20 protein-coding genes are annotated in these 25888 nt (G+C 72.6%); 10 read left to right on the top strand and 10 right to left on the bottom strand.

The features are described from left to right. Window positions 1-4: 4 nt before the first annotated feature. Window positions 5-880 carry an acyl-CoA thioesterase gene (locus NFU81_RS12450; protein WP_251489072.1) on the top strand — a complete coding sequence of 292 codons (876 nt, stop codon included), beginning with the start codon at window positions 5-7 and terminating at the stop codon, window positions 878-880. 24 nt (window positions 881-904) lie between these two features. On the opposite strand, the gene NFU81_RS12445 is transcribed toward NFU81_RS12450, so the two are convergent. The 3 genes from NFU81_RS12445 to NFU81_RS12435 all read right to left on the bottom strand — a co-directional run bounded on the left by NFU81_RS12445 (window position 905) and on the right by NFU81_RS12435 (window position 3661). Continuing rightward, a complete protein-coding gene (locus NFU81_RS12445) occupies window positions 905-2095 on the bottom strand; it encodes a sensor histidine kinase (RefSeq protein WP_251488823.1) in 1191 nt (396 codons plus the stop codon). Beyond that, entirely contained in the window at window positions 2092-2775 is a 684-nt protein-coding gene (locus NFU81_RS12440) for a response regulator (protein ID WP_251488821.1), read from the bottom strand. Before NFU81_RS12440 ends, NFU81_RS12445 begins: the two co-directional genes overlap by 4 nt. Window positions 2776-2857: 82 nt before the next feature. Beyond that, window positions 2858-3661, bottom strand: a complete 804-nt coding sequence (locus tag NFU81_RS12435; protein WP_251488819.1) for a phosphatase — start codon at window positions 3659-3661, stop codon at window positions 2858-2860. Between the two features lie 238 nt (window positions 3662-3899). Between NFU81_RS12435 and speB the strand changes: the two genes are divergently transcribed. Beyond that, complete coding sequence (speB, locus tag NFU81_RS12430; protein WP_251488817.1) at window positions 3900-4859, top strand: agmatinase; 960 nt, start codon at window positions 3900-3902, stop codon at window positions 4857-4859. A gap of 175 nt (window positions 4860-5034) precedes the next feature. Further along, a complete protein-coding gene (locus NFU81_RS12425) occupies window positions 5035-8880 on the top strand; it encodes an ABC transporter ATP-binding protein (RefSeq protein ID WP_422665189.1) in 3846 nt (1281 codons plus the stop codon). Window positions 8881-8908: 28 nt separating this feature from the next. Here NFU81_RS12425 and NFU81_RS12420 read toward each other — a convergent pair whose 3' ends face one another. From NFU81_RS12420 to NFU81_RS12395, 6 genes are all read right to left on the bottom strand, one after another. Continuing rightward, window positions 8909-10735, bottom strand: a complete 1827-nt coding sequence (locus NFU81_RS12420) for a glycoside hydrolase family 3 protein (RefSeq protein WP_251488812.1) — start codon at window positions 10733-10735, stop codon at window positions 8909-8911. 157 nt (window positions 10736-10892) lie between these two features. Next, window positions 10893-11567: a hypothetical protein gene (locus tag NFU81_RS12415; protein ID WP_251488809.1), complete on the bottom strand. Its 675-nt coding sequence runs from the start codon at window positions 11565-11567 to the stop codon at window positions 10893-10895. A 28-nt stretch (window positions 11568-11595) separates the two neighbouring features. Continuing rightward, entirely contained in the window at window positions 11596-12498 is a 903-nt protein-coding gene (locus NFU81_RS12410; RefSeq protein WP_251488806.1) for a LysR family transcriptional regulator, read from the bottom strand. Window positions 12499-12555: 57 nt separating this feature from the next. Further along, entirely contained in the window at window positions 12556-13353 is a 798-nt protein-coding gene (locus NFU81_RS12405; protein ID WP_251488805.1) for a sugar phosphate isomerase/epimerase family protein, read from the bottom strand. 90 nt (window positions 13354-13443) lie between these two features. Beyond that, window positions 13444-14364 carry a bifunctional helix-turn-helix transcriptional regulator/GNAT family N-acetyltransferase gene (locus NFU81_RS12400; RefSeq protein ID WP_251488802.1) on the bottom strand — a complete coding sequence of 307 codons (921 nt, stop codon included), beginning with the start codon at window positions 14362-14364 and terminating at the stop codon, window positions 13444-13446. A gap of 100 nt (window positions 14365-14464) precedes the next feature. Further along, the gene (locus tag NFU81_RS12395) at window positions 14465-15550 is read right to left on the bottom strand and encodes a LacI family DNA-binding transcriptional regulator (RefSeq protein WP_251488799.1); all 1086 of its coding nucleotides are present in this window, start codon (window positions 15548-15550) and stop codon (window positions 14465-14467) included. Window positions 15551-15825: 275 nt separating this feature from the next. Between NFU81_RS12395 and NFU81_RS12390 the strand changes: the two genes are divergently transcribed. From NFU81_RS12390 to NFU81_RS12360, 7 genes are all read left to right on the top strand, one after another. Further along, window positions 15826-16977 carry a Gfo/Idh/MocA family protein gene (locus NFU81_RS12390; protein WP_251488796.1) on the top strand — a complete coding sequence of 384 codons (1152 nt, stop codon included), beginning with the start codon at window positions 15826-15828 and terminating at the stop codon, window positions 16975-16977. Then, window positions 16974-18128, top strand: a complete 1155-nt coding sequence (locus tag NFU81_RS12385) for a dihydrodipicolinate synthase family protein (protein WP_251488793.1) — start codon at window positions 16974-16976, stop codon at window positions 18126-18128. Before NFU81_RS12390 ends, NFU81_RS12385 begins: the two co-directional genes overlap by 4 nt. Then, entirely contained in the window at window positions 18125-18970 is an 846-nt protein-coding gene (locus NFU81_RS12380; protein ID WP_251488789.1) for a sugar phosphate isomerase/epimerase family protein, read from the top strand. Before NFU81_RS12385 ends, NFU81_RS12380 begins: the two co-directional genes overlap by 4 nt. Window positions 18971-19292: 322 nt before the next feature. Then, window positions 19293-21515 (top strand): SF1B family DNA helicase RecD2, encoded by a 2223-nt coding sequence (gene recD2 / locus NFU81_RS12375; RefSeq protein ID WP_251488786.1) that lies wholly within the window; start codon window positions 19293-19295, stop codon window positions 21513-21515. Window positions 21516-21639: 124 nt separating this feature from the next. Further along, window positions 21640-22929, top strand: a complete 1290-nt coding sequence (locus tag NFU81_RS12370) for a citrate synthase (RefSeq protein ID WP_251488783.1) — start codon at window positions 21640-21642, stop codon at window positions 22927-22929. A 454-nt stretch (window positions 22930-23383) separates the two neighbouring features. Further along, complete coding sequence (locus NFU81_RS12365) at window positions 23384-24130, top strand: SDR family NAD(P)-dependent oxidoreductase (RefSeq protein ID WP_251488779.1); 747 nt, start codon at window positions 23384-23386, stop codon at window positions 24128-24130. Between the two features lie 203 nt (window positions 24131-24333). Beyond that, the gene (locus NFU81_RS12360) at window positions 24334-25140 is read left to right on the top strand and encodes a DedA family protein (RefSeq protein ID WP_251488775.1); all 807 of its coding nucleotides are present in this window, start codon (window positions 24334-24336) and stop codon (window positions 25138-25140) included. Here NFU81_RS12360 and NFU81_RS12355 read toward each other — a convergent pair. Next, window positions 25109-25888, bottom strand: coding sequence for a TetR/AcrR family transcriptional regulator (locus NFU81_RS12355; RefSeq protein ID WP_308208279.1), 780 nt, complete (start codon window positions 25886-25888; stop codon window positions 25109-25111). The two genes, NFU81_RS12360 and NFU81_RS12355, sit on opposite strands and share 32 nt — an antisense overlap.

The following is a 25888-nucleotide window of genomic DNA, read 5'->3' as shown; positions in this document are numbered from 1 at the left end:
CGAACTGAACGAGCCCCTTGAAGCCCTGCTCGACCTGCTCGACCTGGAGCGGATCGAGCAGGACATCTTCCGCGGGATCAGCCGCACGGCGGTCGTCCCGCGGGTCTTCGGCGGCCAGGTGGCAGCGCAGGCCCTGGTCGCGGCCGGCCGTACCGTCCCCGAGGACCGCGGCGCGCACTCGCTGCACGCGTACTTCCTGCGCCCGGGCGACCCGGGGGCGCCGATCGTCTACCAGGTCGACCGGATCCGCGACGGCGGCTCCTTCACCACCCGGCGGGTGGTGGCGATCCAGCACGGCCAGCCGATCTTCCACCTCTCGGCCTCCTTCCAGACCGCGGAGGAGGGCCTGGAGCACCAGGAGCCGATGCCGCAGGCGCCCGACCCGGAGACCCTGCCGGAGGCCGCGGAGCTGCTGCCCGCCCACGCCGACAAGTTCCCCGACCCCCGCGTGATCGACCGGCTGCTCGAAGCCCGCGCGGCCGTCGACCTGCGCTACGTCGAGGACCCGCCGTTCCTGACCGCGGGCACCGCGCGCGAGCCCCGCTCGCAGGTCTGGTTCCGCACCCGCGGCAAGCTCGCCGACGACCCGCTGCTGCACGTCTGCCTGGCCACGTACGTGTCGGACATGACACTGCTCGACTCGGTGCTGCTGGCCCACGGCCGCGGCGGCTGGGCGGTCGGCGACGTGGTCGGCGCCAGCCTGGACCACGCTATGTGGTTCCACCGGCCCTTCCGCGCCGACGAGTGGCTCCTGTACGACCAGCAGAGCCCGTCCGCCTCCGGAGGCCGCGGCCTGGGCACGGCCCGCATCTACACCCAGGACGGCCGGCTGGCCGTCTCGGTGATCCAGGAGGGCCTGGTCCGCATCCCGCGCACCTGACGGGCCGAGCCGCCCGCAAGGCGTTCAGGCGGCCTCGGGGGCCGGGCCGACCGGCAGTCTCGCGCGGACCAGGAAGCCGCCGGAGGCGGCAGGCAGCGCGTCGAAGTCGCCCCCGAGCTGCGCCGCCCGCTCGCGCAGGCCCGCCAGGCCGTGGCCGCCGGACGGCAGCGCACTCGCGGCAGCCTGCGGGCCGGGGCCGTTGTGCACCTCGACCAGCAGGACCGCGCCGGCCCGCCGCACCAGTACCCGGGTCCGCGCACCGGGCGCGTGCTTGCGCACATTGGTGAGCGCTTCCTGCACGATGCGATAGGCCGCGTGCTGCACCTCCGCGGGCGGCGCGTCGTCGTCCGGGCCGTCCGCCACCCCGCCCAGTTCGCCGTGCGTCCGCGGCCCCGCGGCGGCGACCAGCGCCGGAATGCCGGCGAGCCCGGGACCCGCGGCCAACTCCTGCCCCGACGTCGCCGACAGCCGCAGCAGGCCGACCATCCGCCGCAGCTCGTCCAGCGCGTCCCGGCTCAGCTCGCGTACGGCGCCAGCAGCGGCGCGCGCCTGCGGACCCTCGGCTGTGACCTCCAGCGCGCCGGACTGAACGGCGATCAGGCTGAGGTGGTGGGCTACCGTGTCGTGCATCTCGCGGGCCAGCCTGGTCCGCTCCCGTACGACCGCCTGCTCCGCCGCCAGCGCGTGCTCCCGTTCCCTGCTGGCCGCCAGTTCGTCGAGCCGGCCGCCCAGCTCGCGCCGGGAGGCGGCCAGCAGGCCGAGCGCGGTGGGGGCGACGGCCAGCAGCGCGGAGAGCATCACCGCGAGGATGGTGTCGGACAGTGCCCAGCCGACCGGGTCGCGGAAGGGCCAGGGGACGAAGTTCACCACCGTGGCGAGCAGCGCGCAGCCGCCGATCAGCGCCGCCCGCGGGGGTACCCGCAAGGAGGCCGGCCATCGCCACGGCAGCGCCCGCCGCCCGTACGCACGCCGGGGACGGCCCGCGGCGATCTCGTAGAGAGCGCCCATCGGCGCGAACCAGATGTAGCCGAGCGCCAGGGCCGGCAGCGTCGCGGCGAAGGCCGCGAGCGGGAAGCGGTGCCGCGCCGGCAGCGCCGCCGTGCCCAGGCAGGCGAAGCCCAGCGCCACCGGGCCGCCGAAGGAGCGGGTGGCCCATACCTCGGTCGCGGACAGGGCGAGCAGCGCGAGGTCGGGGGCCGCGGCGCGGAGGTTCACGGGCGCTCCGGCAGCCGGGCGAGCCCTGTCTGGTGGGCGATGACGGCGGCGGCCACCCGGTTGGGGGCGCTGAGCTTGCGCAGCACCGCCCGGACGTGGTCCTTGACCGTGCTGACCGAAATCCGCAGCTCGTCCGCGATGGCCGCGTTCGGCTCGCCGGCCGCGAGCAGCCGCAGCACCGCGCGCTCGCGGTCGGTGAGGGTGGCGACGGCCGCGTCCCGGGCGCTGTGCCCGGGGTCCTGCGCCGCAATGTGCGGCGGCTCGCCGAGGTAGCCGTCCACCACCGTCCGGGCGACGGTCGGGGTGAAGACGGTGCCGCCGGCGGCGAGGATGCGCACGGCGTCGATCAGCGTCCCGACCGCGGTGTCCTTGAGCAGGAATCCGCTGGCCCCTGCCGCCATCGCGGCCCGCAGGTGCGCGCTGGTGTCGAAGGCGGTGAGCATGGCCACGGCCGGCGGGTCCTGGAGCGCGCGCAGTGCCCGCAGCACGCTCAGGCCGTCGTCGGGTTCCGGCATCACCGCGTCGAGCAGCACCAGGTCGGGCCGGGCCGCCGTGACCGCTGCCAGTGCCTGATGGCCGTCACAGTCCGCGACCACCCGGATGTCGCCCGAGGACTCCAGGATGCTCCGCAGGGCTGCCCTGACCAGCGCTTCGTCATCGACGATCGCTACCTGCACCACAGCGCCCCTGCCTTCCTCGACCTCCTTCACTGATCGTAACCAGGGATCGGGGACACGTCAGGTCCGCCCGGACCCGGTGGCGTCAGGCGGGCTGCGGAAGGCCCGCCGCGGCCAGCAGGTAGGCGGTCATCGGCGCGTAGTGGTGCGGCGGCACATTGTCGTCGAGCGGCACCGTCACCAGCAGGCTGCCCTCGGCCTCGCCGACGAAGAGCGCCGGGTCGTTGCAGTCGGCGAAGCCGACCGTGTCGATGCCGCGCCCTCCGGCGTAGCCGGCCCAGCCGTGGTCGGCGACCACCAGGTCCGGCGGCGCCTGCCCGTCCCGTTCGAGCGCCGCAAGGATCTCCCGCATCGGGTCGGGCGAGTGGGTGTGCACCAGGCCGCCGGCCCGGTGCAGCATGGAAACCGCGGCAAGGTGCCGGATTTCGCCGCCGTCCCCGTAGAGGTGGTCGGCCGGGGTGACCAGCGTGCAGCCCGCCGCCCGCAGCGCGGCGGCCAGCGCGTGGTGCACGGCGTACAGGCCCGCGGGGTGCCCGGTGGCCAGCAGCACCCGGGAGCGGTTGTCCACCGCCTTGCGCAGCACCACGGCCATCCGGTCCAGCGCGTCGACCGTCAGCTCGGGGTCTATCGTGTCCTGCCCGATGCGGTGCCCCGCGTCGGGCACCACGCCGCAGCGCTCCGCCATCAGGTCCAGGACGTCCGCCCGGTCCGTCCAGCGGTTGCCGAGTTCGAGCCCGAACCAGTAGTAGCGGTTGCCCTCCGCCAGCTCGCGGTAGTGGTCGAGGTTGTTCTCCCGGCTGGTGGCGACGTCCCCGGCGATCCGGGTGCGTATCAGGTGGGAGACGAGGGCGCGGCGAGTGGGCGCGGAAGTGGCGGAATCCTTGGGCATGGGGACATTGTCCCGCCCCGACGCGCTCACAGGCGACGTCCCGCGGATCGACGCCGAGGCGTAATAGACAGCGCGGATGCGCGGAAACGTACATTTCGGGGACTTCCGGCGGCGGCGTACGGTCGGCCGGAGCCGCACCGCACGCGGCGGGCGCGTCCAGCGCACGCGGCAAGCCCGCGGAAACCGTCGCGGACAACCGCGGCAGCCCACCCAGAAGCCAGGCAGAAAGGCAGCCACAATGAGCAGCGCAGAGCCGCGCGGCCCCGTCGACTCCTCGCGCATCCCGCGCTACGCAGGCCCGGCGACCTTCGCCCGCCTGCCGCGCCTGGACGAGGTCGGCGCCGCCGACGTCGCGGTGGTGGGCGTCCCCTTCGACAGCGGGGTGTCCTACCGCCCCGGCGCCCGTTTCGGCGGCAACGCGATCCGCGAGGCCTCCCGGCTGCTGCGGCCGTACAACCCGGCGCAGGACGCGTCGCCCTTCGCGCTGGCCCAGGTCGCCGACGCCGGCGACATCGCCGTCAACCCGTTCGACATCGGGGAGGCGGTGGAGACCGTGCAGGCCGCGGCCGACGACCTGCTCGGCACCGGCGCCCGCCTGATGACGCTCGGCGGCGACCACACCATCGCGCTGCCGCTGCTGCGGGCCGTGGCCCGCAGGCACGGCCCGGTGGCGCTGCTGCACTTCGACGCGCACCTGGACACCTGGGACACCTACTTCGGCGCCGCCTACACCCACGGGACGCCCTTCCGGCGGGCCGTCGAGGAGGGCATCCTCGACACCTCCGCGCTGTCCCATGTCGGCACCCGCGGGCCCCTGTACGGACGCCAGGACCTCGACGACGACGAGCGGATGGGCTTCGGCATCGTGACCTCGGCCGACGTCATGCGCCGCGGGGTCGACGAGGTCGTCCAGCAGCTCAGCGAGCGGATCGGCGACCGGCCGCTGTACATCTCGGTCGACATCGACGTCCTCGACCCGGCCCACGCGCCGGGCACCGGCACCCCGGAGGCGGGCGGCCTCACCTCGCGCGAGCTGCTGGAGATCCTGCGCGGCCTGGCCGGATGCCGGCTGGTCTCCGCCGACGTGGTCGAGGTCGCGCCGGCCTACGACCACGCCGAGATCACCTCGGTCGCGGCCTCCCACACCGCCTACGAGCTGACCACGATCATGGCCCGGCAGATCGCCGCCGCCCGCTGACCCGGCCGCCCCCGGCTCCCGGCCGGCCCGGCTCCACCGAATCACCCGAAGGGATTACGACCAATGTCGCACTCGTGTGCGACCTTGGTCGTTGGTTTGTTGCAGGAGGATGAAACGTGCAGTCCGGCGCGTTGCAGCGTCCGAGCGACAGATGAGCAGTGACGGGCGACAGACGATGGGGTGGGAGGACCGCGTGACGACGGCGAAGCCGGTGACGGCGGCGAGGGACGGCGGCCAGGAGCAGGGGTGGCTCCGACGGCTGACGGCGTACTGCTGGCGGTACAGAAGCGCGGTCCTGCTCTCGCTCGGCGCCTCGCTGGCCGGTATGGCGGTCACCGCGCTGGTCCCGCTGGTCCCCAAGCTGATCATCGACGACGTGATCGTCAAGCACGACAAGCCGCTCGCGCCCTGGGCGGTCGCCCTGATCATCGCCGCGGTGGTGGTCTACGCGCTGACGTACCTGCGCCGCTACTACGGCGGCCGGCTCGCCCTGGACGTGCAGCACGACCTGCGCAACGAGATGTTCCGCACGATCATGCGGCTCGACGGCCGCAGGCAGGACGAGCTGAGCACCGGCCAGGTCGTCGGCCGCGCCACCAGCGACCTGCAGCTGATCCAGGGCCTGCTGTTCATGCTGCCCATGGTCATCGGCAACCTGCTGCTGTTCGTGCTCTCGCTCGTCGTCATGCTGGTGCTCTCGCCGCTGCTCACCCTGGTCGCGCTGGCCGTCGCGCCCGCGCTGTGGTTCATCGCCAACCGATCCCGCCGGCGGCTCTTCCCCGCCACCTGGTACGCCCAGGGGCAGGCGGCCGCCGTCGCCGGGATCGTCGACGGCTCGGTCACCGGCGTGCGCGTGGTCAAGGGCTTCGGCCAGGAGCAGCAGGAGATGGGCAAGCTGGCCGCGGTCAGCCGCCGGCTGTTCGCCGGGCGGCTGCGCACGGTCCGGCTCAACGCCCGATACACCCCGGCGCTCCAGGCGGTGCCCTCGCTCGGCCAGATCGGCATGCTGGCGCTCGGCGGCTGGATGGCCACCCGCGGGCAGATCAGCCTGGGCACCTTCGTCGCCTTCTCCACGTACCTGGCCCAGCTCACCGGCCCGGTGCGGATGCTCACGGTCGTGCTGACCGTCGGCCAGCAGGCCAGGGCCGGCGTGGAGCGGGTCTTCGAGCTGATCGACACCGAGCCGACGCTGGAGGAGGGCAGCAAGGCGCTGCCCGAGGACGCCCCGGCCACCGTCGAGTTCGACCACGTCACCTTCGGCTACAGCCAGGACCGCCCGGTCCTGGACGGCTTCGACCTGACCATCGCCCCCGGCGAGACGGTCGCGGTCGTCGGCTCCTCGGGCTCCGGCAAGTCGACCGTCTCGCTGCTGCTGCCGCGGCTGTACGACGTCACCGGCGGCGCCGTCCTGGTCGGCGGCACCGATGTGCGGGAGCTGACCTTCGAGTCCCTGCGGTCGGTCATCGGCATGGTCCCCGAGGACAGCTTCCTGTTCTCCGACACGGTCCGCGCCAACATCGCCTACGGGCACCCGGAGGCGACCGAGGAACAGATCCTCGCCGCCACCCGCGCCGCCCAGGCGCACGACTTCATCACCGAACTGCCGGACGGCTACGACACCGTCGTCGGCGAGCAGGGCCTGACCCTGTCCGGCGGCCAGCGGCAGCGCGTCGCCCTGGCCCGGGCCATACTCACCGACCCCCGGCTGCTGCTGCTCGACGACGCGACCTCGGCGATCGACGCCCGGGTCGAGGCCGAGATCTTCGACGCGCTGCGCGAGGTCATGCGCGGCCGTACGACGCTGCTCATCGCCCACCGCCGCTCCACCCTCGCTCTCGCCGACCGGATCGCGGTCCTCGACGCCGGACGGCTGTCCGACATCGGCACGCACGACGAGCTGCAGGAGCGCAGCGCCCTCTACCGCGCCCTGCTCACCGACCCCGACGCGCTCGGCGCCGACGTGGTGGCGATCGACCCTGCCGGCGCCCGCGCCGAGGCCGGCGGGCCGTCCGCGGAGACGGAAGAGGAGCGGGCAGCGGAGGGCGCCATCACCCCCGAGCTGTGGCCGGCCGACCGCCGCCCCGCCGACGAGGACGGCGCCGACGGCGCCCCGCCGGCCGGAGCGGCGGCACAGCCCCGGCCCGCCGCCGGTCCCGGCGCGATGGCCGGCGCTCTGGCGGGCATGCCCGCCACCCCGGATCTGCTCGCCAAGGTGGCCGCGCTCCCGCCGGCCCTGGACACCCCGCAGATCGACGAGGAGCAGGCGCAGCAGGCCGAGCACACCTTCGGCCTGCGCAGCCTGCTGCGCGGCTTCCGCACCCCGCTGCTGCTGAGCCTGCTGCTGGTCGCGGTCGACGCGCTCGCCGGGCTGCTGCTGCCGGTGCTCATCCGGCACGGCATCGACGCCGGTGTCCGGCGCCAGGCGCTCGGCGCGGTCTGGGTGGCGTCGCTGCTGGGCCTCGGCCTGGTGCTGGCGCAGTGGGCGGCGGAATGGGGCTCCACGCTGATCACCGGGCGCACCGGCGAACGGGTGCTGTACTCGCTGCGGGTCAAGATATTCGCGCATCTGCACCGGCTCGGCCTCGACTACTACGAGCGCGAGCTGACCGGCCGCATCATGACGCGGATGACCACCGACGTGGACGCGCTGTCCACGTTCCTGCAGACCGGCCTGGTCACCGCGCTGGTCAGCGTGCTCACCTTCGGCGGCATCCTGGTGGCGCTGCTGGCCATCGATGTCGAGCTGGCCCTGCTGGTCTTCGCCACGCTGCCGATCCTGGTGGTGGGCACCTGGGTCTTCCGCCGCAAGTCGGTGCGGGCCTACGAGCTGGCCAGGGAGAAGGTCGCGGTCGTCAACGCCGACCTCCAGGAGCATGTCGCCGGGCTGCGCGTCGTGCAGGCCTTCCGCGGCCAGCGGCGCGGCGCCGACCGCTTCGCCCAGCGCAGCGACGACTACCGCAGCGCGCGGGTGCGCGGGCAGTTCCTGATCTCGGTGTACTTCCCGTTCGTGCAGCTGCTGTCCAGCGTGGCGGCCGCGCTGGTGCTCATCGTCGGGGCGCACCGGGTGAGCGCGGGGACGCTGACGGTCGGCGCGCTGGTGGCGTACCTGCTCTACATCGACCTGTTCTTCTCGCCCGTGCAGCAGCTCTCGCAGGTCTTCGACGGCTACCAGCAGGCGTCGGTCTCGCTCGGCCGCATCCGGGAACTGCTGCGCGAGCCCACCACGACCCCGGCCGCCGACAAGGCCCGGCCGGTCGGCCCGCTGCGCGGCGAGATCACCTTCCGCGACCTGCACTTCCGCTACGGCGGCCCGCAGGCCGACGGCACCGAGGCGCTGGGCGGCATCTCGCTGCAGATCCCCGCGGGCCAGACGGTCGCCTTCGTCGGCGAGACGGGTGCGGGCAAGTCCACCCTGGTGAAGATGGTCGCGCGGTTCTACGACCCGACCGACGGCGCGGTGCTGGTCGACGGCGACGACATCCGCGAACTCGACCTGACCGCCTACCGGCAGCGGCTCGGCGTCGTCCCCCAGGAGCCCTATCTGTTCGCCGGCACCGTGCGCGACGCCATCGCCTACGGCCGGTCCGACGCGACCGACGCCGAAGTGGAGGCCGCGGCCCGGGCGGTGGGCGCGCACGCGATGATCGCCACCCTGGACGGCGGCTATCTGCACCAGGTCGCCGAACGCGGCCGCAACCTGTCCGCCGGCCAGCGGCAGCTGATCGCGCTGGCCCGCGCCGAACTGGTGGACCCCGCGATCCTGCTGCTCGACGAGGCGACCGCGGCGCTGGACCTGGCGACCGAGGCACTGGTCAACCAGGCCGCCGACCGGCTGGCCATCCGCCGTACGACGCTGGTGGTCGCGCACCGGCTGAGCACCGCGGCCCGCGCCGACCGGGTCGTGGTCCTCGACCACGGGAAGGTGGTCGAGGACGGCACGCACGAGGCGCTGCTGGCCCGTGGCGGCCGGTATGCCGAGCTGTGGCGCACCTTCACCGGCGAGGTGCGGGCGGCCGCCTGACGCGCCGTCCGCCCGCACCCCGGCCCCGCTAGTAGTCCAGGCCGTAACCGATCGGGTAGAGCGCCGTCGCCGGGTCGTCGGCGCGCGGCACCGCGACCGGCAGCCGCCCGGCCGGTGCCGCCTTGCCGGCGATCACCCGGGCCACGGCGCGCATCGAGACGTCGGTCCAGCCGTAGGTGGCCAGCGACGCTGCCACCGGCGGCAGGCAGGCGATGTCGTAGGGGTTGCGGACAGCGACGGTGACGACCGGGACCGCCGCCGCGGCCAGCGCGGTGACCAGGGCGATCTGCCCGGTCGACGCGGACGTCACGTTGTAGGTGCAGACGATCACCGCGTCCTTGCCCGCGGCCGCCGCCACCGCCATGTCGATCACCGCCTGCGTCGGCGCGGTCCCGGTGGACAGCGCCTGCGCGGTGTGGCCGAGGTCGGTGAGCGCCTTGGCCAGCACACCGGTCGGCGGACCGCCGGTCCCGGACGGCGCCGCGGGATCGGCGCCGACCACCAGCAGGTCGCGGTGCGAGCGGCGGGGCAGCGGCAGCGCGTCCTGGTCGTTGGCGAGCAGGGTGATACCGCGTTCGGTGATCCGGTCGGCGGCCGCCAGATGCGCGCGCGTACCGACCACCCGGTCGACCCCGGCATGGGTGACGAAGGGGTTGCGGAAGAGGCCCTTGCGGAGTTTGAGGGCGAGGATGCGCTCCAGCGACACCTCGATGCGTTCCTCGGTCAGCTCGCCGGAGGCCACGGCGTCCATGACGCCCTGGTAGGCGACCGGCAGCAGCGGCGGGTTGAGCAGCTGGTCGGCGCCCGCCTTGAGGGCGAGCACCGGCACCCGGGCGTCGCCGTACTTCTCCCGCACCCCTGCCATGTCGAGCGCGTCGGTGACCACGACACCGTCGTAGCCGAGCTGTTCGCGCAGCACCCCGGTGAGGATGGGGTACGACAGCGTCGCCGGGTCGCCCGAGTCGTCCAGGGCCGGCACCAGGATGTGCGCCGTCATGATCGAGTCGATGCCGGCCGCGATCGCCGCGCGGAAGGGCGGGGCGTCGATGGTCTGCCACTGCTCCAGCGTGTGCGTGATGATCGGCAGTGAGAAGTGGCTGTCGGTGCCGGTGTCGCCGTGCCCGGGGAAGTGCTTGGCGGTGGAGGCGATCCCGGCGCCCTGATACCCCTTGACCTGCGCCGCGGCCAGTGCGGCGACCGCGGTGGGGTCGGCGCCGAAGGAGCGCACCCCGATCACCGGGTTGGCCGGGTTGATGTTGACGTCGGAGACGGGGGAGTAGTTCTGGTTGACGCCCATGGCGGCCAGTTCGGTGCCGATCACCCGGGCGGCGGTCCGCGCGTCCGCCGGGCTGCCGTCGGCGCCGAGCGCCATGCCGCCGCCGAAGAGGGTGGCGGGTGCGCCGATCCTGGCGACCGCGCCCTGCTCCTGGTCGGTGGAGATCAGCAGCGGTACGGGGGTGCCGTGCGAGAGCGCGGCGCGCTGGATGCCGTTGGAGAGGTCGACGATCTGGTGCGGGTTCTGCGTGTTGTGCGCCCACGCGAAGTAGATGATGCCGCCGACGTGGTAGGTGGCGAGCAGCTCCGCGGCGTTCGAGACGCCGATCTGGGCCTGGTTGGCGGCCACGTCCGCGGGGTCGGGGTCGGTCGCCGACGCCCCGTAGACCCGCATGACGAACAGCTGGCCGACCTTCTCCTCAAGGCTCATCCGCTGGATGATCGCGCGGATCGTGCGGCGGTCCGCGCTGCTCAGGGCGGAACCGGCGGCGGCCGCGGCGGAGGGGGCCGCGCCGGCCAGGACGACGGAGCCGGCGGCGGCTGCGGTGAGGACACTGCGGCGGGATGGGTGGTGGTGCAAGACGGACTCCTTCTGGGCGGAGGAGAGTGCACGCGGTGAAAGTAATTTCCAGCTGTACACGGATAGCGTGGAAGTTTTCGCCAGTCAATGGCCTGGTCGAACCTTCGCGCGAGCCGTGTTGCGGTGCCGGCGGTTCCGCTCGGCAGCCGACGGGCCGTCAGCCGAAGACGGGCTGCGCCGGTATGCGCTCCCGCGCCACCTGGAAGACCACCGAGACGCGGAAGGCCGCCACGCACTCCGGGGGCGGTTTCGGCTGGCTGACCTGCAGTCCGAGCCGATCGCCCGACACGGTGAGCGCCGCCGAGGTGGCCGCGCTGCACCCGGTCGTCGCCGTCCAGCCGACCAGCACCTCACTGGTGAAGTCGGTGGTACGCCCGGCGTCCTCGATCCGCGTACGCGCCTGCGGGTCCCGCTCCGCGAACTGCGCTGCGTACCGGTCGACTTCGGCCTGGTCGTGCAGCACCTGGTGACCGTCCAGGGGACCCTTCGGCGCCGCGGAGAAGTAGACCACCCGGTCCGCCGTGCCCCCGCCGCCCGGTCCGGGAGTGCGGGACACCGTCGCCGAACCCGGCGTGGAAGCGGGCGCTCCGTCCTGCCCGCCCGTGCCGTCCTGCCCACCGCACCCGGTGCCCAGCACCGCGAGCGCCGCGGCCAGAGTCGTGCCCGTAACCGCCCTGCGCACTGCCGTCGTCAGCCCCATGCCAATGGGACGGCCACCGGCCCGCAGCGGTTCCGTACGCCCGCAGGACGCCGTCAGGCCCGGGCAACTCCTGCCGCGGCCCGGCGGCCCGTAGTCGCGATTGCCGCACCCGGTGCGGCGAGCTGAACGCATGCTCCGATCATCGGCCGCCCTGGCCCGTTCAGCGCGCAGCCGGCCAGTGCGCCCGCAACGTGTCCACCGCCACCCCGATCGACGGCCTGCGCGACGCGCCCGCCCGCCACAGCGCGTACAGCCGCCGCACGGGGGCCGGTTCCAGCCTCAGCACCCGCACCCCCGCGGGTATCTCCCCGCGGCCGAGCCTGGGCACCAGCGCGATGCCGACACCGGCCTCGACCAGCGCCACCTGGGTGCCGTACTCGCCGACCTGGTAGGCCATGTCGGGCTCGGTCCCCGCCTCCCGCAGCGTCCTGACCAGCCAGTCGTGGCACACCGAGCCCGGCGGCTGGCAGATCCACCGCTCCCGTGCCACGTCCGACCGCAGCAGCCCGTCCCGGTCCGCCAGCCGGTGCCCGGCGGGCACCAGCACGTCGCACCGGTCGTCACCGAGGACCGCCCGCTCCACTCCCTCGGGCGCCGGCAGCGGGGCGATGTCCCAGTCGTGCGCCACCGCCAGATCCACCACCCCGCGGGCGACCAGGTCCACCGACAGATGAGCGTCCACCTCGATGAGCCGCAGGTCGAGCGACGGGTGTTTCGCCGCCAGCTCCGCCAGGACCGGCGGCAGCAGCCCGCAGGCCGCGGTCGGGAACGCCGCCACCGTCAGCCGCCCCGACGGTCTGCCGCGCTGCTCCTCGAGCGCCACCTCCGCCCGCTCCACGATCGACAGCAGCTGCTCCGCCGTCGAGACCAGCAGATGCGCGGCGTCGGTGAGCGCCACCCCGCGGCCCTGGCGCTCCAGCAGCACCGTGTGCGTCTCCCGCTCCAGCTTCGAGATCTGCTGCGACACCGCCGAGGGCGTGTAGCCGAGCGCGGTCGCCGCGGCGCCGATGGAGCCGTGGACGTGCACTGCGTGCAGCGCCTTCAGGCGCGCCAGATCCAGCATGCGTTCCCCCTCCGTCCTCCTCGGCCCCGGCCGGCCTGCCGCGCCGCCCGCGGCGGGTCAGGCCGACTCGGTCAGCAGCCGCGCCAGATGCTCCCGGGCCGGCCCCAGCAGCGCCGGCATCTCCGCGGCCTGCGGGTACCACCGCTTCTCGTACTCCCAGCACAGCCAGCCGTCCCAGTCGGCCCGGCTGAGCACCTCGATCGTCTCCGCCAGCGGCAGCACCCCGGCCCCCAGCGGCAGCGGGGCCGTGTCACCGGCCGAGGCGATGTCCTTGACCTGGACGTAGCCGAGATAGGGCGCCAGCACCGGGAAGGTCGTCGACGGCTGCTCGCCCGCCAGCCAGGTGTGCATGACGTCCCACAGCCCGCCCGCGCCGACATGCCCCACCCGGCCGAGCACCCGCGCCACGTCCGCTCCGCCGCGGTGCGAGTCATGGGTCTCCAGCAGCACCCGCACCCCCAGGTCCTCCGCCACCGGTGCGGCCGCGGCGAGCCGCCGCGCGGCCAGCGCGTCCGCCTCGTCACTGTCGAGGCCCTCGCCGCCGGGGAAGACCCGGACGAACGAGGCGCCCAGGTCGTGGGCCAGCCGCATCGCCTCGCCGATCTCGTCGAGTACCGGCTCGTCGTCCCCGGCGGCGGCGACCTTGGCGTATCCGGCCACCGTGAGGATCTCGACCCCTGCCTTGCCGAACTCCGCCGCCACATCGGCGCGTTCGTCCGCGGACAGCCCGGTGTGCACCGGGCCTTCGGGGCTCGCGCGCAGCTCGACACCGTGGAAGCCGTTGTCGGCCGCGAGTCGGGCCACCTGCTCGACGGGCAGTTCCGGAACACCGAGGGTGGAGAAGGCAAGTCTCATTCGCCGGACACTAGGCACCCGATCCGACCAGGTCAACCGTGATCCACCTGGCGCCGCGCCGCGTGCCGGGCCCGGTGACCGGCCTGCCGGCTACAGCGTCAGCCGCCAGTCCTGCCCCACCAGATCCTTCCCGAAGCTGTGGTGAGGGCGGCTGTCGACGAGTTCGAACCCGGCCCGCTGGTAGATCGACCGCGCGTCGGCGAGGACGTCGTTCGTCCACAGCATGAGTTCGGTGTAGTCCGCCGATCGGGCGAAGGATATGCAGGTGTCGACCAGTTGCCTGCCTATGCCGTGCCCCCGCGCGGCCGGGTCGACGAGCAGCAGCCGCAGCCGCGCGGTGCCGGGTGCCTCGTCGCGCACGCAGAACACGCAGCCGGCCCGGTGCCCGTCCAGTTCCGCTATCCACACCGCCTCACGCTCCGCGTCGTGCGTGGCTGCGAAATCCGCGACGATCCGTGCGACGAGCGCCTCGTACTCCTCGTTCCACCCGAACTCCTCCGCGTAGACCGCGGCATTGCGCTCCACGACCCAGCCCAGATCGCCCGGGCGCGACCCGCGCAGGGTGACGCGGTCTGCGGAGTCGCCCCGGCGGCCGTCGCGCAGTATGTCCTGCACGGTCCGCATGGCCGCGGTCAGCCGGGGCCGGTCGTCCGGCGCTATCCGGCCGACGAGCGAGCCCACGGCCTCCTGCGACCGCTCCTCCAGCAGGCTCGCGGCCTCCCGCCCGCGCGCGGTCAGCTCTATCCGCTGCCGCCGCGCGTCCTTCTCCGACGGCCCCCGCGTCACCAGCTGCTTCTGCTCGAACCCGGCCAGCATCCGGCTGAGGTGGCCGGCGTCGAGCGACAGCGCGGCCCGCAGGTCGGCGGCGTCCGTGCGGCGGCTGTGCGCCAGCTCGTACAGCACCCGCGCCTCGGTGAGCGTGAACGGGGTGTGCAGGTGGCGGCTGTAGTCGAGTGCCCCGATGAGGTTGGTGTAGAAGCGGTTGAACTCGCGGATCTCCCTGACGGCCATGTCCGTCCCCCGTTCTGCGGTGTGCCGATCCTTGCCTGAGTCAAAGGTATGTCGGCGCCGGAGCCGGCGGGAAGGGGGATTTCCAGCCTGTGGATAACTTTCAGGAGCGGCCGGTCGCGGGCGGCGCCGTGGAGCCCCGGACCATCAACTCCGTCGTGATCGTGGCCACTCCGCCGGGCGGCGGGGTGATGCGCCCCATCACCAGCCGGCCGGCCCGGGCACCGGCCTCCTGAAGGGGGATGCGGACCGTGGTCAGTGCGGGGGAGGCGTCGGCGCTGAACGGCAGGTCGTCGAAGCCGGCCACCGACACGTCGCCGGGGATGCTCAGGCCGCGGTCGCGCAGCGCGGCGCACACGCCGAGCGCGACGGTGTCGTTGGCGGCCACGATCGCCGTCACTCCCAGGTCCCTGCGCAGCAGTTCGAGTGTCGCGTCGAAGCCGGCGTCCCGGTCGTAGCCGCCGTGCACGATCAGCTGGTCGGCGTCCGCGCCCGCTTCGGTGCCAGGCCCCATCCCGTGGCCTTCCAGTGCGGCCCGGTGGCCGGCCAGCCGGTGCCCGGTGGTGCTGCGCTCGGCGGGACCCGTCACGTAGCCGATCCTGCGGTGGCCCAGGGAGAGCAGGTGCTCCGTCAGCCGCCGTGCCCCGCCGTGGTTGTCGAAGGCCAGGGTGGTCAGCGGGCCGCTGTCGCCCGGCAGGGTCAGCGGCGGCCGGCCGCACAGCACGATCCGGGTGCCGGAGGCGGCAAGCCGGGCGAGTCGCGCGGTGACGGCCTCGCTGTGCGCGGGGCTGTCCACCGCGCCGCCGGTCAGCACCACTCCTGCGGCCCGCTGGCGCTCCAGCAGGGTGAGGTAGGTCAGTTCGGCCTCCGGCGAGCCACCGGTGTTGCACACCACGGTCAGCTTGCCGCCGGGCTCGGCCGCGCCCACGCCGACCTCCGCCTGCAGCGCGCTGGCGATGAGGCCGAAGAAGGGGTCGGCCACGTCGTTGACGAGCACGCCGACCAGGTCCGAGGTGGCCGCGGCGAGCGCCCGCGCCTGACCGTTGACGACGTAGTCCAGCTCCGCCACGGCGCGCTGGACCCGCTCGCGGGTGCTGCCCGCCACCGGGTAGTTGCCGTTGAGCACCCGGGAGACCGTGGCGGACGACACCCCGGCGCGTGCGGCGACGTCGGCCAGTGTCACTGCCATCTCGCTGCGGTCCTCCTCCGTCTTCCGCGGATCCTGTGGATTCCGCGGGTCATGCTCTCATCCCGGCCGTCCGGCGTCATGCGAGCGTACGCCCGAGCGACAGCAAGCGCTTACCCCACCACCTGGACGACCCTTGCCCGAAGTGAGACCGCCGGGTTAGCGTGAAGCAGAAAGAAAGCGCTTGCTGTACGCCTTGTCGCGGCGCTCGCCATCCGTTTGCCGCCATGGGCTCCGCACACCGGGGCCTCGCCGAACCACGAGAAGAGGACCCCCACGTGACACGCAGGACTGTGCGGATCGCCATGAACGGCGTCACCGGACGCATGGGATACCGGCAGCACTTGGTCCGCTCGATCCTCAGCCTGCAGCAGCAGGGCGGGCTCGACCTGGGCGACGGCACCACGCTGTGGCCCGAGCCGGTCCTGGTGGGCAGGCGGGAGCACGCGCTGCGGGCCATGGCCGAGCAGCACGGCATCGAGCACTGGTCGACCGACCTGGACGCGGTGCTCGCCGACCCCTCGGTCGAGATCTACTTCGACGCCCAGGTCACCTCGGCCCGCGAGGACGCGGTGCGCCGGGCGATCGCGGCGGGCAAGCACATCTACTGCGAGAAGCCCACCGCCACCTCGCTGGACGGCGCCCTGGAACTCGCCCGGCTCGCGGTGGCCGCGGGAGTCAAGCACGGGGTCGTCCAGGACAAGCTCTTCCTGCCGGGCCTGCAGAAGCTCAAGCGGCTGGTCGACGGCGGCTTCTTCGGCCGGATCCTGTCGATCCGCGGCGAGTTCGGCTATTGGGTCTTCGAGGGCGACTGGCAGAGTGCGCAGCGGCCGTCGTGGAACTACCGCGCCGAGGACGGCGGCGGCATCGTCGCGGACATGTTCCCGCACTGGGAGTACGTCATGCACGAGACCTTCAGCCGGGTGCGTACGGTGCAGGCGCTGGCGACCACCCATGTGCCGCAGCGCTGGGACGAGCGCGGCAAGCCCTACGACGCCACCGCGGACGACGCCGCCTACGGCATCTTCCAGCTGGACGGCGGCGCCGTCGCGCAGATCAACTCCTCCTGGACGGTCCGCGTCAACCGCGACGAGCTGGTGGAGTTCCAGGTGGACGGCACGCACGGCTCCGCTGTCGCGGGACTGCGCAACTGCCGCGTCCAGCACCGGTCGGCGACGCCCAAGCCGGTGTGGAACCCGGACCTGCCCGCCACCGAGGCCTTCCGCGACCAGTGGCAGGAAGTCCCGGACAACACGGAGTTCGACAACGGCTTCAAGGCCCAGTGGGAGCTGTTCCTGCGCCACGTCGTCCTGGACGAACCCTGGCGCTGGGACCTGACCGCCGGCGCCCGCGGTGTCCAGCTCGCCGAACTCGGCCTGAGGTCCTCCGCCGAGGGCCGCCGCCTCGACGTTCCGGAGCTTTCCCTGTGACGATCCAGCTGCCCGACGCCTCCGGCGTACTGCGCGGCTATGTACCGCGTTCGCAATCCGCGGCCCTGACCACGGATCTGCCGCTGCGCAGCCGCGTGGTGTATTCCGCCGCCCATGTGGTGGCCGACCCGCTGCGGGCCGCCGCCGACGAACCCGCCGCGGTGGACTGGGAGTCCACGCTGGCCTTCCGCCGCCACCTGTGGGCGCACGGACTCGGCGTCGCCGAGGCCATGGACACCGCCCAGCGCGGTATGGGCCTGGACTGGCCGGTGGCCGCCGAGCTGATCCGCCGGTCGTCCGCGGAGGCGCGGTCCGTCGGAGGCCGGATCGCCTGCGGGGTCGGCACCGACCAGCTCACCGGCCCCGCCGCCTCCCTTGCCGAGGTGACCGCCGCCTACGAGGAGCAGCTCGCGGTGGTCGAGTCCGCCGGCTCGCAGGCCGTGCTGATGGCCTCGCGGGCGCTGGCGTCGATCGCGAAGGGTCCCGAGGACTACCTGCAGGTCTACGGGCACCTGCTGCGGCAGTCCTCCGATCGGGTGATCCTGCACTGGCTGGGGCCGATGTTCGACCCGGCGCTCGCCGGGTACTGGGGCAGCGACGACCTCGACGCGGCCACCGAGACCTTCCTCGACGTGATCGCCGCCCACCCGGACAAGGTGGACGGCGTGAAGATCTCGCTGCTCGACGCCCGTCGCGAGGTGGAACTGCGGCGCCGGCTGCCCGACGGGGTGCGCTGCTACACCGGCGACGACTTCAACTACCCGGAACTGATCGCCGGTGACGCGCAGGGCTTCAGCCACGCCCTGCTCGGCATCTTCGACCCGCTCGCGCCGCTGGCCGCCGCGGCGGTCAGCACCCTGGACACCGGTGACACCGACGGCTTTCGGCGGCTGCTCGACCCGACGGTGGAGCTTTCCCGGCATCTGTTCTGCGCCCCGACGCGCTTCTACAAGACCGGTGTCGTCCTGCTCGCCTGGCTGGCCGGCCATCAGCAGCACTTCACCATGGTCGGCGGGCTGCAGTCGGCGCGCTCGCTGCCGCACCTGGCGCGGGCGTACGAACTGGCCGACCGGGTCGGGCTCTTCCCCGACCCGGCACTCGCCGAGGCCCGGATGCGCGGGCTGCTGACCCTGCACGGAGTGGACGCATGACCGGTATCGCGCCACGGGACCTCAAGCGGCTGAGCATCAACCAGGAGACCGTCAAGCAGTGGTCGCTGCCCGAACTGGCCGCCGGATGCGCGGCCGCCGGTATCGGCTCCGTCGGCCTGTGGCGGGCGCCTGTACAGGAGTACGGCGTGGAAAGAGCCGCGCGCCTGATGCGGGACAGCGGGCTCACCGTGACCTCCCTGTGCCGCGGCGGCTTCTTCACCGTGGCGGACCCGGAACTGCGTGCCCGGGCGCTCGACGACAACCGTGCGGCGATCGACGAGGCGGCGGAACTGGCGACCGGCACCCTGGTCCTGGTCTCCGGCGGTCTGCCGGCCGGCGACCGGGACATCGCCGCGGCCCGCGAGCGGGTCGCCGACGCGCTCGCGGTGCTGGCTCCGTACGCAGCCGAACGGGGGGTGCGGCTGGCGATCGAGCCGCTGCACCCGATGTACGCGTCCGACCGGTGCGTGATCTCCACGCTCGGTCAGGCGCTGGACATTGCCGAGCGTTTCCCGCCGGAGCAGGTCGGCGTCGTCGTGGACACCTACCACCTGTGGTGGGACGACCTGGCGCCCGCGCACACCGCGCGAGCCGGCGCGGGCGGCAGGATCGCCGCCTTCCAGCTGGCCGACTGGGTCACACCGCTGCCCGAGGGCGTGCTGCTGGGCCGCGGTCAGCTCGGCGACGGCTGTATCGACCTGCGCGAATGGCGCCGGCGGGTCGATGCGGCCGGCTACGAGGGGGCCATCGAGGTGGAGATCTTCAACCCCGCGCTGTGGGCGCGGGACGGGGCCGAGGTCCTGGCGGAGATCGCCGAAAGATACGTCCGGCACGTCAGCTGAAAAAATCTTGAGAAATTTGGCGGCCGTAGGACAACCCTGACGGCAGGTGGCCTGTCGTATATGGCATCACGGCTCCCGGGAGGGGTTTCAGGGAGTCGGCAGGGAGATGCGCCCGAGGGGGGCTTCGGGGGTAGCAGGGGGAACGCGAGAGGGGTCCGGCGTCGCCGGGCTCCTCTCACGCGTTCCATGCCCGTACCCGGCATCCCGTGGCCGACCGGCGCGTCCGCCACCGCGGTGGGGGAGTTGTCCACAGGCTCGGAACGCGGTGTCCGCGCCGGCCGGTACCTTCGGATCAGATCGACTCCGGGGAGGGAGGCCGGGCATGACGGACGGCGGCGGACTCGCGGTGCTGGACGGTGTCCTGGAGCGGATCACCTACGCCAACGAGGACAACGGGTACACGGTGGCGCGGGTCGACACCGGCCGCGGCGCGGGAGACCTGCTGACGGTCGTCGGCGCGCTGCTGGGAGCCCAGCCCGGCGAGTCGCTGCGGATGCACGGCCGCTGGGGCTCGCACCCGCAGTACGGCAAGCAGTTCACCGTGGAGAACTACACGACCGTCCTGCCGGCCACCATCCAGGGCATCCGCCGCTATCTGGGCTCGGGGCTGATCAAGGGCATCGGGCCGCGTATCGCCGAACGCATCGTGGACCACTTCGGCACCGGCACCCTGGAAGTCATCGAGGGCGAGCCGAACCGCCTGATCGAGGTGCCGGGCCTCGGGCCGAAGCGCACCAAGCTGATCGCCGCCGCATGGGAGGAGCAGAAGGCGATCAAGGAGGTGATGGTCTTCCTGCAGGGCGTCGGCGTCTCCACGTCCATCGCCGTGCGGATCTACAAGGGGTACGGCGACGCGTCGATCTCGGTGGTCAAGAACCAGCCGTACCGCCTGGCGGCAGAGGTGTGGGGCATCGGCTTCCTGACGGCGGACCGGATCGCCCAGGCCGTCGGGATTCCGCACGACAGCCCGGAGCGGGTGAAGGCAGGCCTGCAGTACGCGCTGTCGCAGGCCACCGACAGCGGCAACTGCTTCCTGCCGCAGGAGCGGCTGATCGCCGACGCGGTGAAGCTGCTGCAGGTGGACACCGGCCTGGTGATCGACTGCCTCGGCGAGCTGGCCGAGGAGGAGGGCGTGGTCCGGGAGGCCGTACCGGCGCCCGACGGGGACGGCGAGCCGGTCACCGCCGTCTACCTGGTGCCCTTCCACCGCGCCGAGATATCGCTCGCGGCGCAGGTGATGCGGCTGCTGCACGGTCCGGAGGACCGGCTGCCCGCCTTTCAGGACGTCGAGTGGGACAAGGCGCTGAGCTGGCTGGCCGGCCAGACCGGTGCCGACCTCGCCCCCGAGCAGCAGCAGGCGGTGCGGCTGGCGCTGACCGAGAAGGTCGCCGTCCTCACCGGCGGCCCCGGTTGCGGCAAGTCCTTCACGGTGCGCTCGGTGGTCACGCTGGCCCGGGCGAAGAAGGCGAAGGTGGTGCTGGCAGCCCCGACGGGACGGGCCGCCAAACGGCTGGCCGAGCTGACCGGCGCCGAGGCGTCCACCGTGCACCGGCTGCTGGAGCTGAAGCCCGGCGGGGATGCGGCGTACGACAGGGACCGGCCGCTCGACGCGGACCTGGTGGTCGTCGACGAGGCCTCCATGCTGGACCTGCTGCTGGCGAACAAGCTGGTCAAGGCGGTGCCGCCGGGTGCCCACCTGCTGTTCGTCGGGGACGTCGACCAGTTGCCGAGCGTCGGTGCCGGCGAGGTGCTGCGGGACCTGCTGGCCGCGGACAGCCCGGTGCCCGCGGTGCGGCTGACCCGGATCTTCCGGCAGGCCCAGCAGTCCGGGGTGGTCACCAACGCGCACCGGATCAACTCCGGGCTGCCGCCGGTCACCCAGGGGCTGCCCGACTTCTTCCTCTTCGCCGAGGAGGACTCCGAGGAGGCCGGCCGGCTCACCGTGGACGTGGTCGCCCGCCGTATTCCCGCCAGATTCGGCCTGGACCCCAGGCGCGACGTCCAGGTGCTGACCCCCATGCACCGCGGCCCCGCGGGCGCGGGCGCGCTCAACGGCCTGCTCCAGCAGGCCGTCACCCCGGCCCGCCCCGACCTGCCCGAGCGCAGATTCGGCGGCCGGACCTTCCGCGTGGGCGACAAGGTCACCCAGATCCGCAACAACTACGACAAGGGCGCCAACGGCGTCTTCAACGGCACGGTGGGAGTGGTCACCGCGCTGGACGCGGTCGAGCAGCGGCTCACCGTGCACACCGACGAGGACGAGGAGATCGGTTACGACTTCGACGAACTCGACGAGCTCGCCCACGCCTACGCGGTGACCATCCACCGATCGCAGGGCAGCGAGTATCCGGCGGTGGTGATCCCGGTCACCACCGGGGCGTGGATGATGCTCCAGCGCAACCTGCTCTACACGGCTGTGACCAGGGCGAAGCGCCTGGTCGTCCTGGTCGGCTCGCGGCGGGCGATAGGGCAGGCGGTGCGCACCGTTTCGGCCGGCCGGCGCTTCACGTCTCTCGACCACCGGCTGTCCGGAGGCGCAAAATAGGCACTCCGTGCCACTTTTCGGCCCGATGGCCGACCCCGAGTGCACGCGTGCGCGCCAAATGGGGGACAGTGGACGTAGTCAGGGCACCTCGAAGAAGAGGCAAAACCGTCGGTGAGGGAATGACGTGAGCGACAACTCTGTAGTACTGCGGTATGGGGACAGCGAGCACAGTTACCCGGTGGTTGACAGCACGGTCGGCGACAGGGGCTTCGACATCGGCAAGCTGCGCGCCGATACGGGCCTGGTGACGCTGGACAGCGGTTACGGCAACACCGCGGCCTACAAGTCCGCGATCACGTTCCTCGATGGCGAGGAGGGCATCCTCCGCTACCGCGGTTACCCGATCGAGCAGGTCGCCGAGCGCGGCACCTTCCTGGAGACCGCCTACCTGCTGATCAACGGCGAACTGCCGACGGTCGACGAGCTGGCGGAGTTCAAGGGCGAGATCACCCAGCACACCCTTCTGCACGAAGACGTCAAACGGTTCTACGACGGCTTCCCGCGCGACGCCCACCCGATGGCGATGCTGTCGTCCGTGGTCAGCGCGCTGTCGACGTTCTACCAGGACAGCCATAACCCGTTCGACCCCGAGCAGCGCCACCTGTCCACGATCCGGCTGCTCGCCAAGCTGCCGACGATCGCGGCGTACGCGTACAAGAAGTCCGTCGGCCAGCCGGTGGTCTACCCGCGCAACGACCTCGGCTACGTCGAGAACTTCCTGCGGATGACCTTCTCCGTGCCGGCCGAGGAGTACCAGCTCGACCCGGTCGTGGTCAGTGCCCTGGACAAGCTGTTCATCCTGCACGCGGACCACGAGCAGAACTGCTCGACCTCCACGGTCCGCCTGGTGGGCTCCTCGCAGGCGAACCTGTTCGCCTCGATCTCGGCCGGCATCAGCGCGCTGTGGGGTCCCCTGCACGGCGGGGCCAACCAGTCCGTCCTGGAGATGCTGGAGGGCATCCAGGCCAGCGGCGGCGACGTGGACTCCTTCATCCGCAAGGTGAAGAACAAGGAGGACGGCGTCAAGCTGATGGGCTTCGGGCACCGCGTCTACAAGAACTTCGACCCCCGGGCGAAGATCATCAAGGCGGCGGCGCACGACGTCCTCTCGGCGCTCGGCAAGTCCGACGAGCTGCTGGACATCGCCCTCAAGCTGGAGGAGCACGCGCTCAGCGACGACTACTTCGTCTCCCGCAAGCTCTACCCCAACGTCGACTTCTACACCGGTCTGATCTACCGCGCGATGGGCTTCCCGACCAGCATGTTCACCGTGCTGTTCGCCATCGGCCGGCTGCCGGGCTGGATCGCCCAGTGGCACGAGATGATCAAGGAGCCTGGTTCCCGGATCGGCCGCCCGCGGCAGATCTACACCGGCATCGAGAACCGTGACTACGTCTCGGTCGAGGCCCGCTGAAGCAGACCTGCCGCCGCGCGCCCCGCACAGCCGGGGGCGCGTAGCGGCGCCAGGAGCACACAAGGAAGCGCCCCGCGCTGGATCCCCCCACGGGTCCGGCACGGGGCGCTCCCGTTCCCCGGAACGGATCCCCCCACGGGTCCGCCCGGGCGCTTTGTGGCGACTGCGCCGTTGCCGGGACGAAAACGGCCCGGGAGGGCCGCTCAAGCTCCCCGGGTATCGCCCCGGCGACGCGTTCCGGACCGTCCCCCAAGACGGTCCGACCTACAGCCCCCCACCGACTCCGCCGGGAGCGCGGTGCTCAAGACATAAGACCCGCCAACCACTGTAATGGTTACGTTCTCCGCTATGTGATCTACGTCTCTTCGCGAAGGCTGTTTCCGCAGGCTACCCCGCTCGCGGCCGGTTCGGGGGGATCCCGTAGCGTGCTGTCTCTTCTCGAGGGGCGGAGCACATGGCACAGAGCGCGGCAGCGGTGCGCAACATCGTCGTGACCGGTGGCGGCACAGGCATCGGCCGGGCCGTCTCGCTGCGATTCGCCGAGGACGGCCACCGGGTCACGATCGTCGGCCGCCGCCGTGAGGTGCTGCACGCGACCGTCGAGGAGATCCGGAAGGAGCGCGGGCTGGACATCACGCCGGTGGTCTGCGACCTGGCCGACCCCGACGACGTCGAGGCCGCACTGTCGCAGCTGCCCGACCGGGTGGACGTGCTGGTGAACAACGCGGGCAGCCGGGAGCTGGCGGTCGGTGCCGGACCGCACGGGATGCTGGCGCGCTGGCGCGGGGACTTCGAGCGCAACGTGCTCACCGCGGTCCTGATCACCGAGTCGCTCCGGGACCGATTCAGCGACAGCGGCAGGGTGGTGACGGTGACCTCGGTGGCCGCGCTGCGCGGCGGCGGCTCCTACGGCGCCTCGAAGGCCGCCCTGCACGCCTGGAACCACTCGCTCGCCGCCCAGCTCGGCCCGCAGGGCGTGACCTGCAACATCGTCGCGCCGGGCACGGTCGCCGGCACCGAGTTCTTCGGCTCGCGGCTCAACGACGCCGAGCTGACCCGGCGGGCGGGCCGCACGCTGGTCGGCCGGGTCGGCCGCCCTGCGGACGTCGCGGCCGCGGTGCTCTTCCTCGCCTCGCCCGAGGCGGGCTTCATCACCGGCGAGATCCTGCAGTGCAACGGAGGTGAACTTCTCGGCCGGTGATGTTCCGGCCGTTTTCCTCCCCGGACGGTGCGGCACACCCCACGGCTGTGACCTCGGCGCGGGTCCTACTACCTGAGGTGTAGCCCCGCTGGAACCTCAGGATGACCTTTCTTGTGAAAGGGCTGAAGCCCGCCCAACCCGGTTGCCGTCCCCGCCTGCCGCTGTCAGCGTTGAATAAGGGGCCGGGGAAGAGGGGCGGTGGGATGGACGTTGCACTGAGTGTGTCGTCACTTGACTTCACCTCCGGACTCGCCGAGTACCTGAGGGGTGGGCACGTCGTCTGGGCGTACGCGCTGCTGGCCGCGACAACGGCTCCGCCGCTCGTGCCCAACTCCGTGCTGCTCGTGACCGGCGGTGTCATGGCTGCGGAGGGTCACCTGAATCTGGCGCTCGTGCTGCTGGTGGTGGCCGGCAGCGCCGTGCTCGGCGACCTGGTGATGCACCGGACGGGGCGGGTGCTCAGCCCCCGGGTGCTGAACCGCATGCACCGCAGGCCGCGCCGTGAGGCGCTGCTGAGGTGGGCGGCGCTGCGCATACAGCGGCATGGCGTGCCGTTCGTCATCGCCGTGCGGTTCCTGCCCAGCGGCCGGGTGATCGGCGGCCTCGCCGCGGGCATCATGCGCTACCCCGCGCGCCGCTACGCGATCGGCGCGGGCGTGGCCGAGGCGGTGTGGGCCTCGTATTCGGTCGGCGCCGGCTACATCAGCGGCAGGGCCGCCTCGAATTCCTTCTACGCGCTCTCTCTGGGGCTCGGAATATCCCTGCTGGTCGCCGGAGTCGGCATGGCGGCGCAATGGGCCTCACGGGCCAGGGAGCGCCGCCATGGGGCGGGTGCGGCCCGGTCCTCGGCCGTGGTGGCGTCCTCCCTGGCGGGCGAGAGCGGCCCGGCGGCCGTCATACCGGCCGCGCCGCCGCGAAAGGGCGGCGTACCGACGATCGGCCCGCCCGCGGCGTCCCGGGACGACCAGGGCGACACGTTCAGCTGCTCGTCGGCAGGGCGCGAGAAGTAGCTTCGGTGGCCGCCGGGCGGCCGACGTCGGAGGAGAGTTCCGCCCGGTCGGCCGCGGCCGCGCGTTCGGCCGCGGCGGCGACGACCGCCGCGTGCGCCGCGGAGGTCTCGGCCTCCCCGATCGTGACGGGTCCTGTGCCCACGTAGGGCGCGAGGTAGCGGTAGAGCATGCTCTTCATCTCGCCCGCGTACGCCGTGCGCTCCTCGCCCTCGCTCTGCACGACCAGGTCGAGGGCGGCCTTGAACATCGCGAAGGACATCTCGGCGATCAGCGTGCGCTCGACGTCGGACAGCGAGGGCCGGCGCAGGGCCAGCAGCCAGGACACGCGGTCGAGCAGCGTGGCGTGCAGCGTGTCGTGTTCCTCGGCGACCCTGCCCGGCGCGTCCGGGCCCTTGATCAGGGCGAGGAAGGCGGGGTTCGCGCAGTTGAACTCGATGAAGGGGTCCGCCACCGCGTCGATGAGCCGGTCCAGCGGCAGCCGGGCGTTCTCCGGGGTGAAGATGCGCCCGTGCGCCTCCTCCATCTCCCGGATCAGCTTGCCGCCCAGTTCGACGGCGATGGCCTCCTTGTTCGGGAAGAACTGGTAGAGCGTGCCCGGTGACACGCCGGCCTCGCGCGCGATGGCGTTGGTGCTGGACGCCGTGTAGCCCATCGTGCAGAACACGCTGGCGGCGGCCTGGAGCAGCTGGCTGATGCGCCGCTCGCCGCGTGCTTGGCGCCGCCTCGGTCTCTCGTCCGCCTCGGACAC

It is taken from the genome of Actinacidiphila cocklensis (genome assembly GCF_907177275.1).
Classification (GTDB): Bacteria; Actinomycetota; Actinomycetes; order Streptomycetales; family Streptomycetaceae; genus Actinacidiphila; species Actinacidiphila cocklensis.
This window is presented reverse-complemented; position numbering and strand designations above follow the sequence as displayed.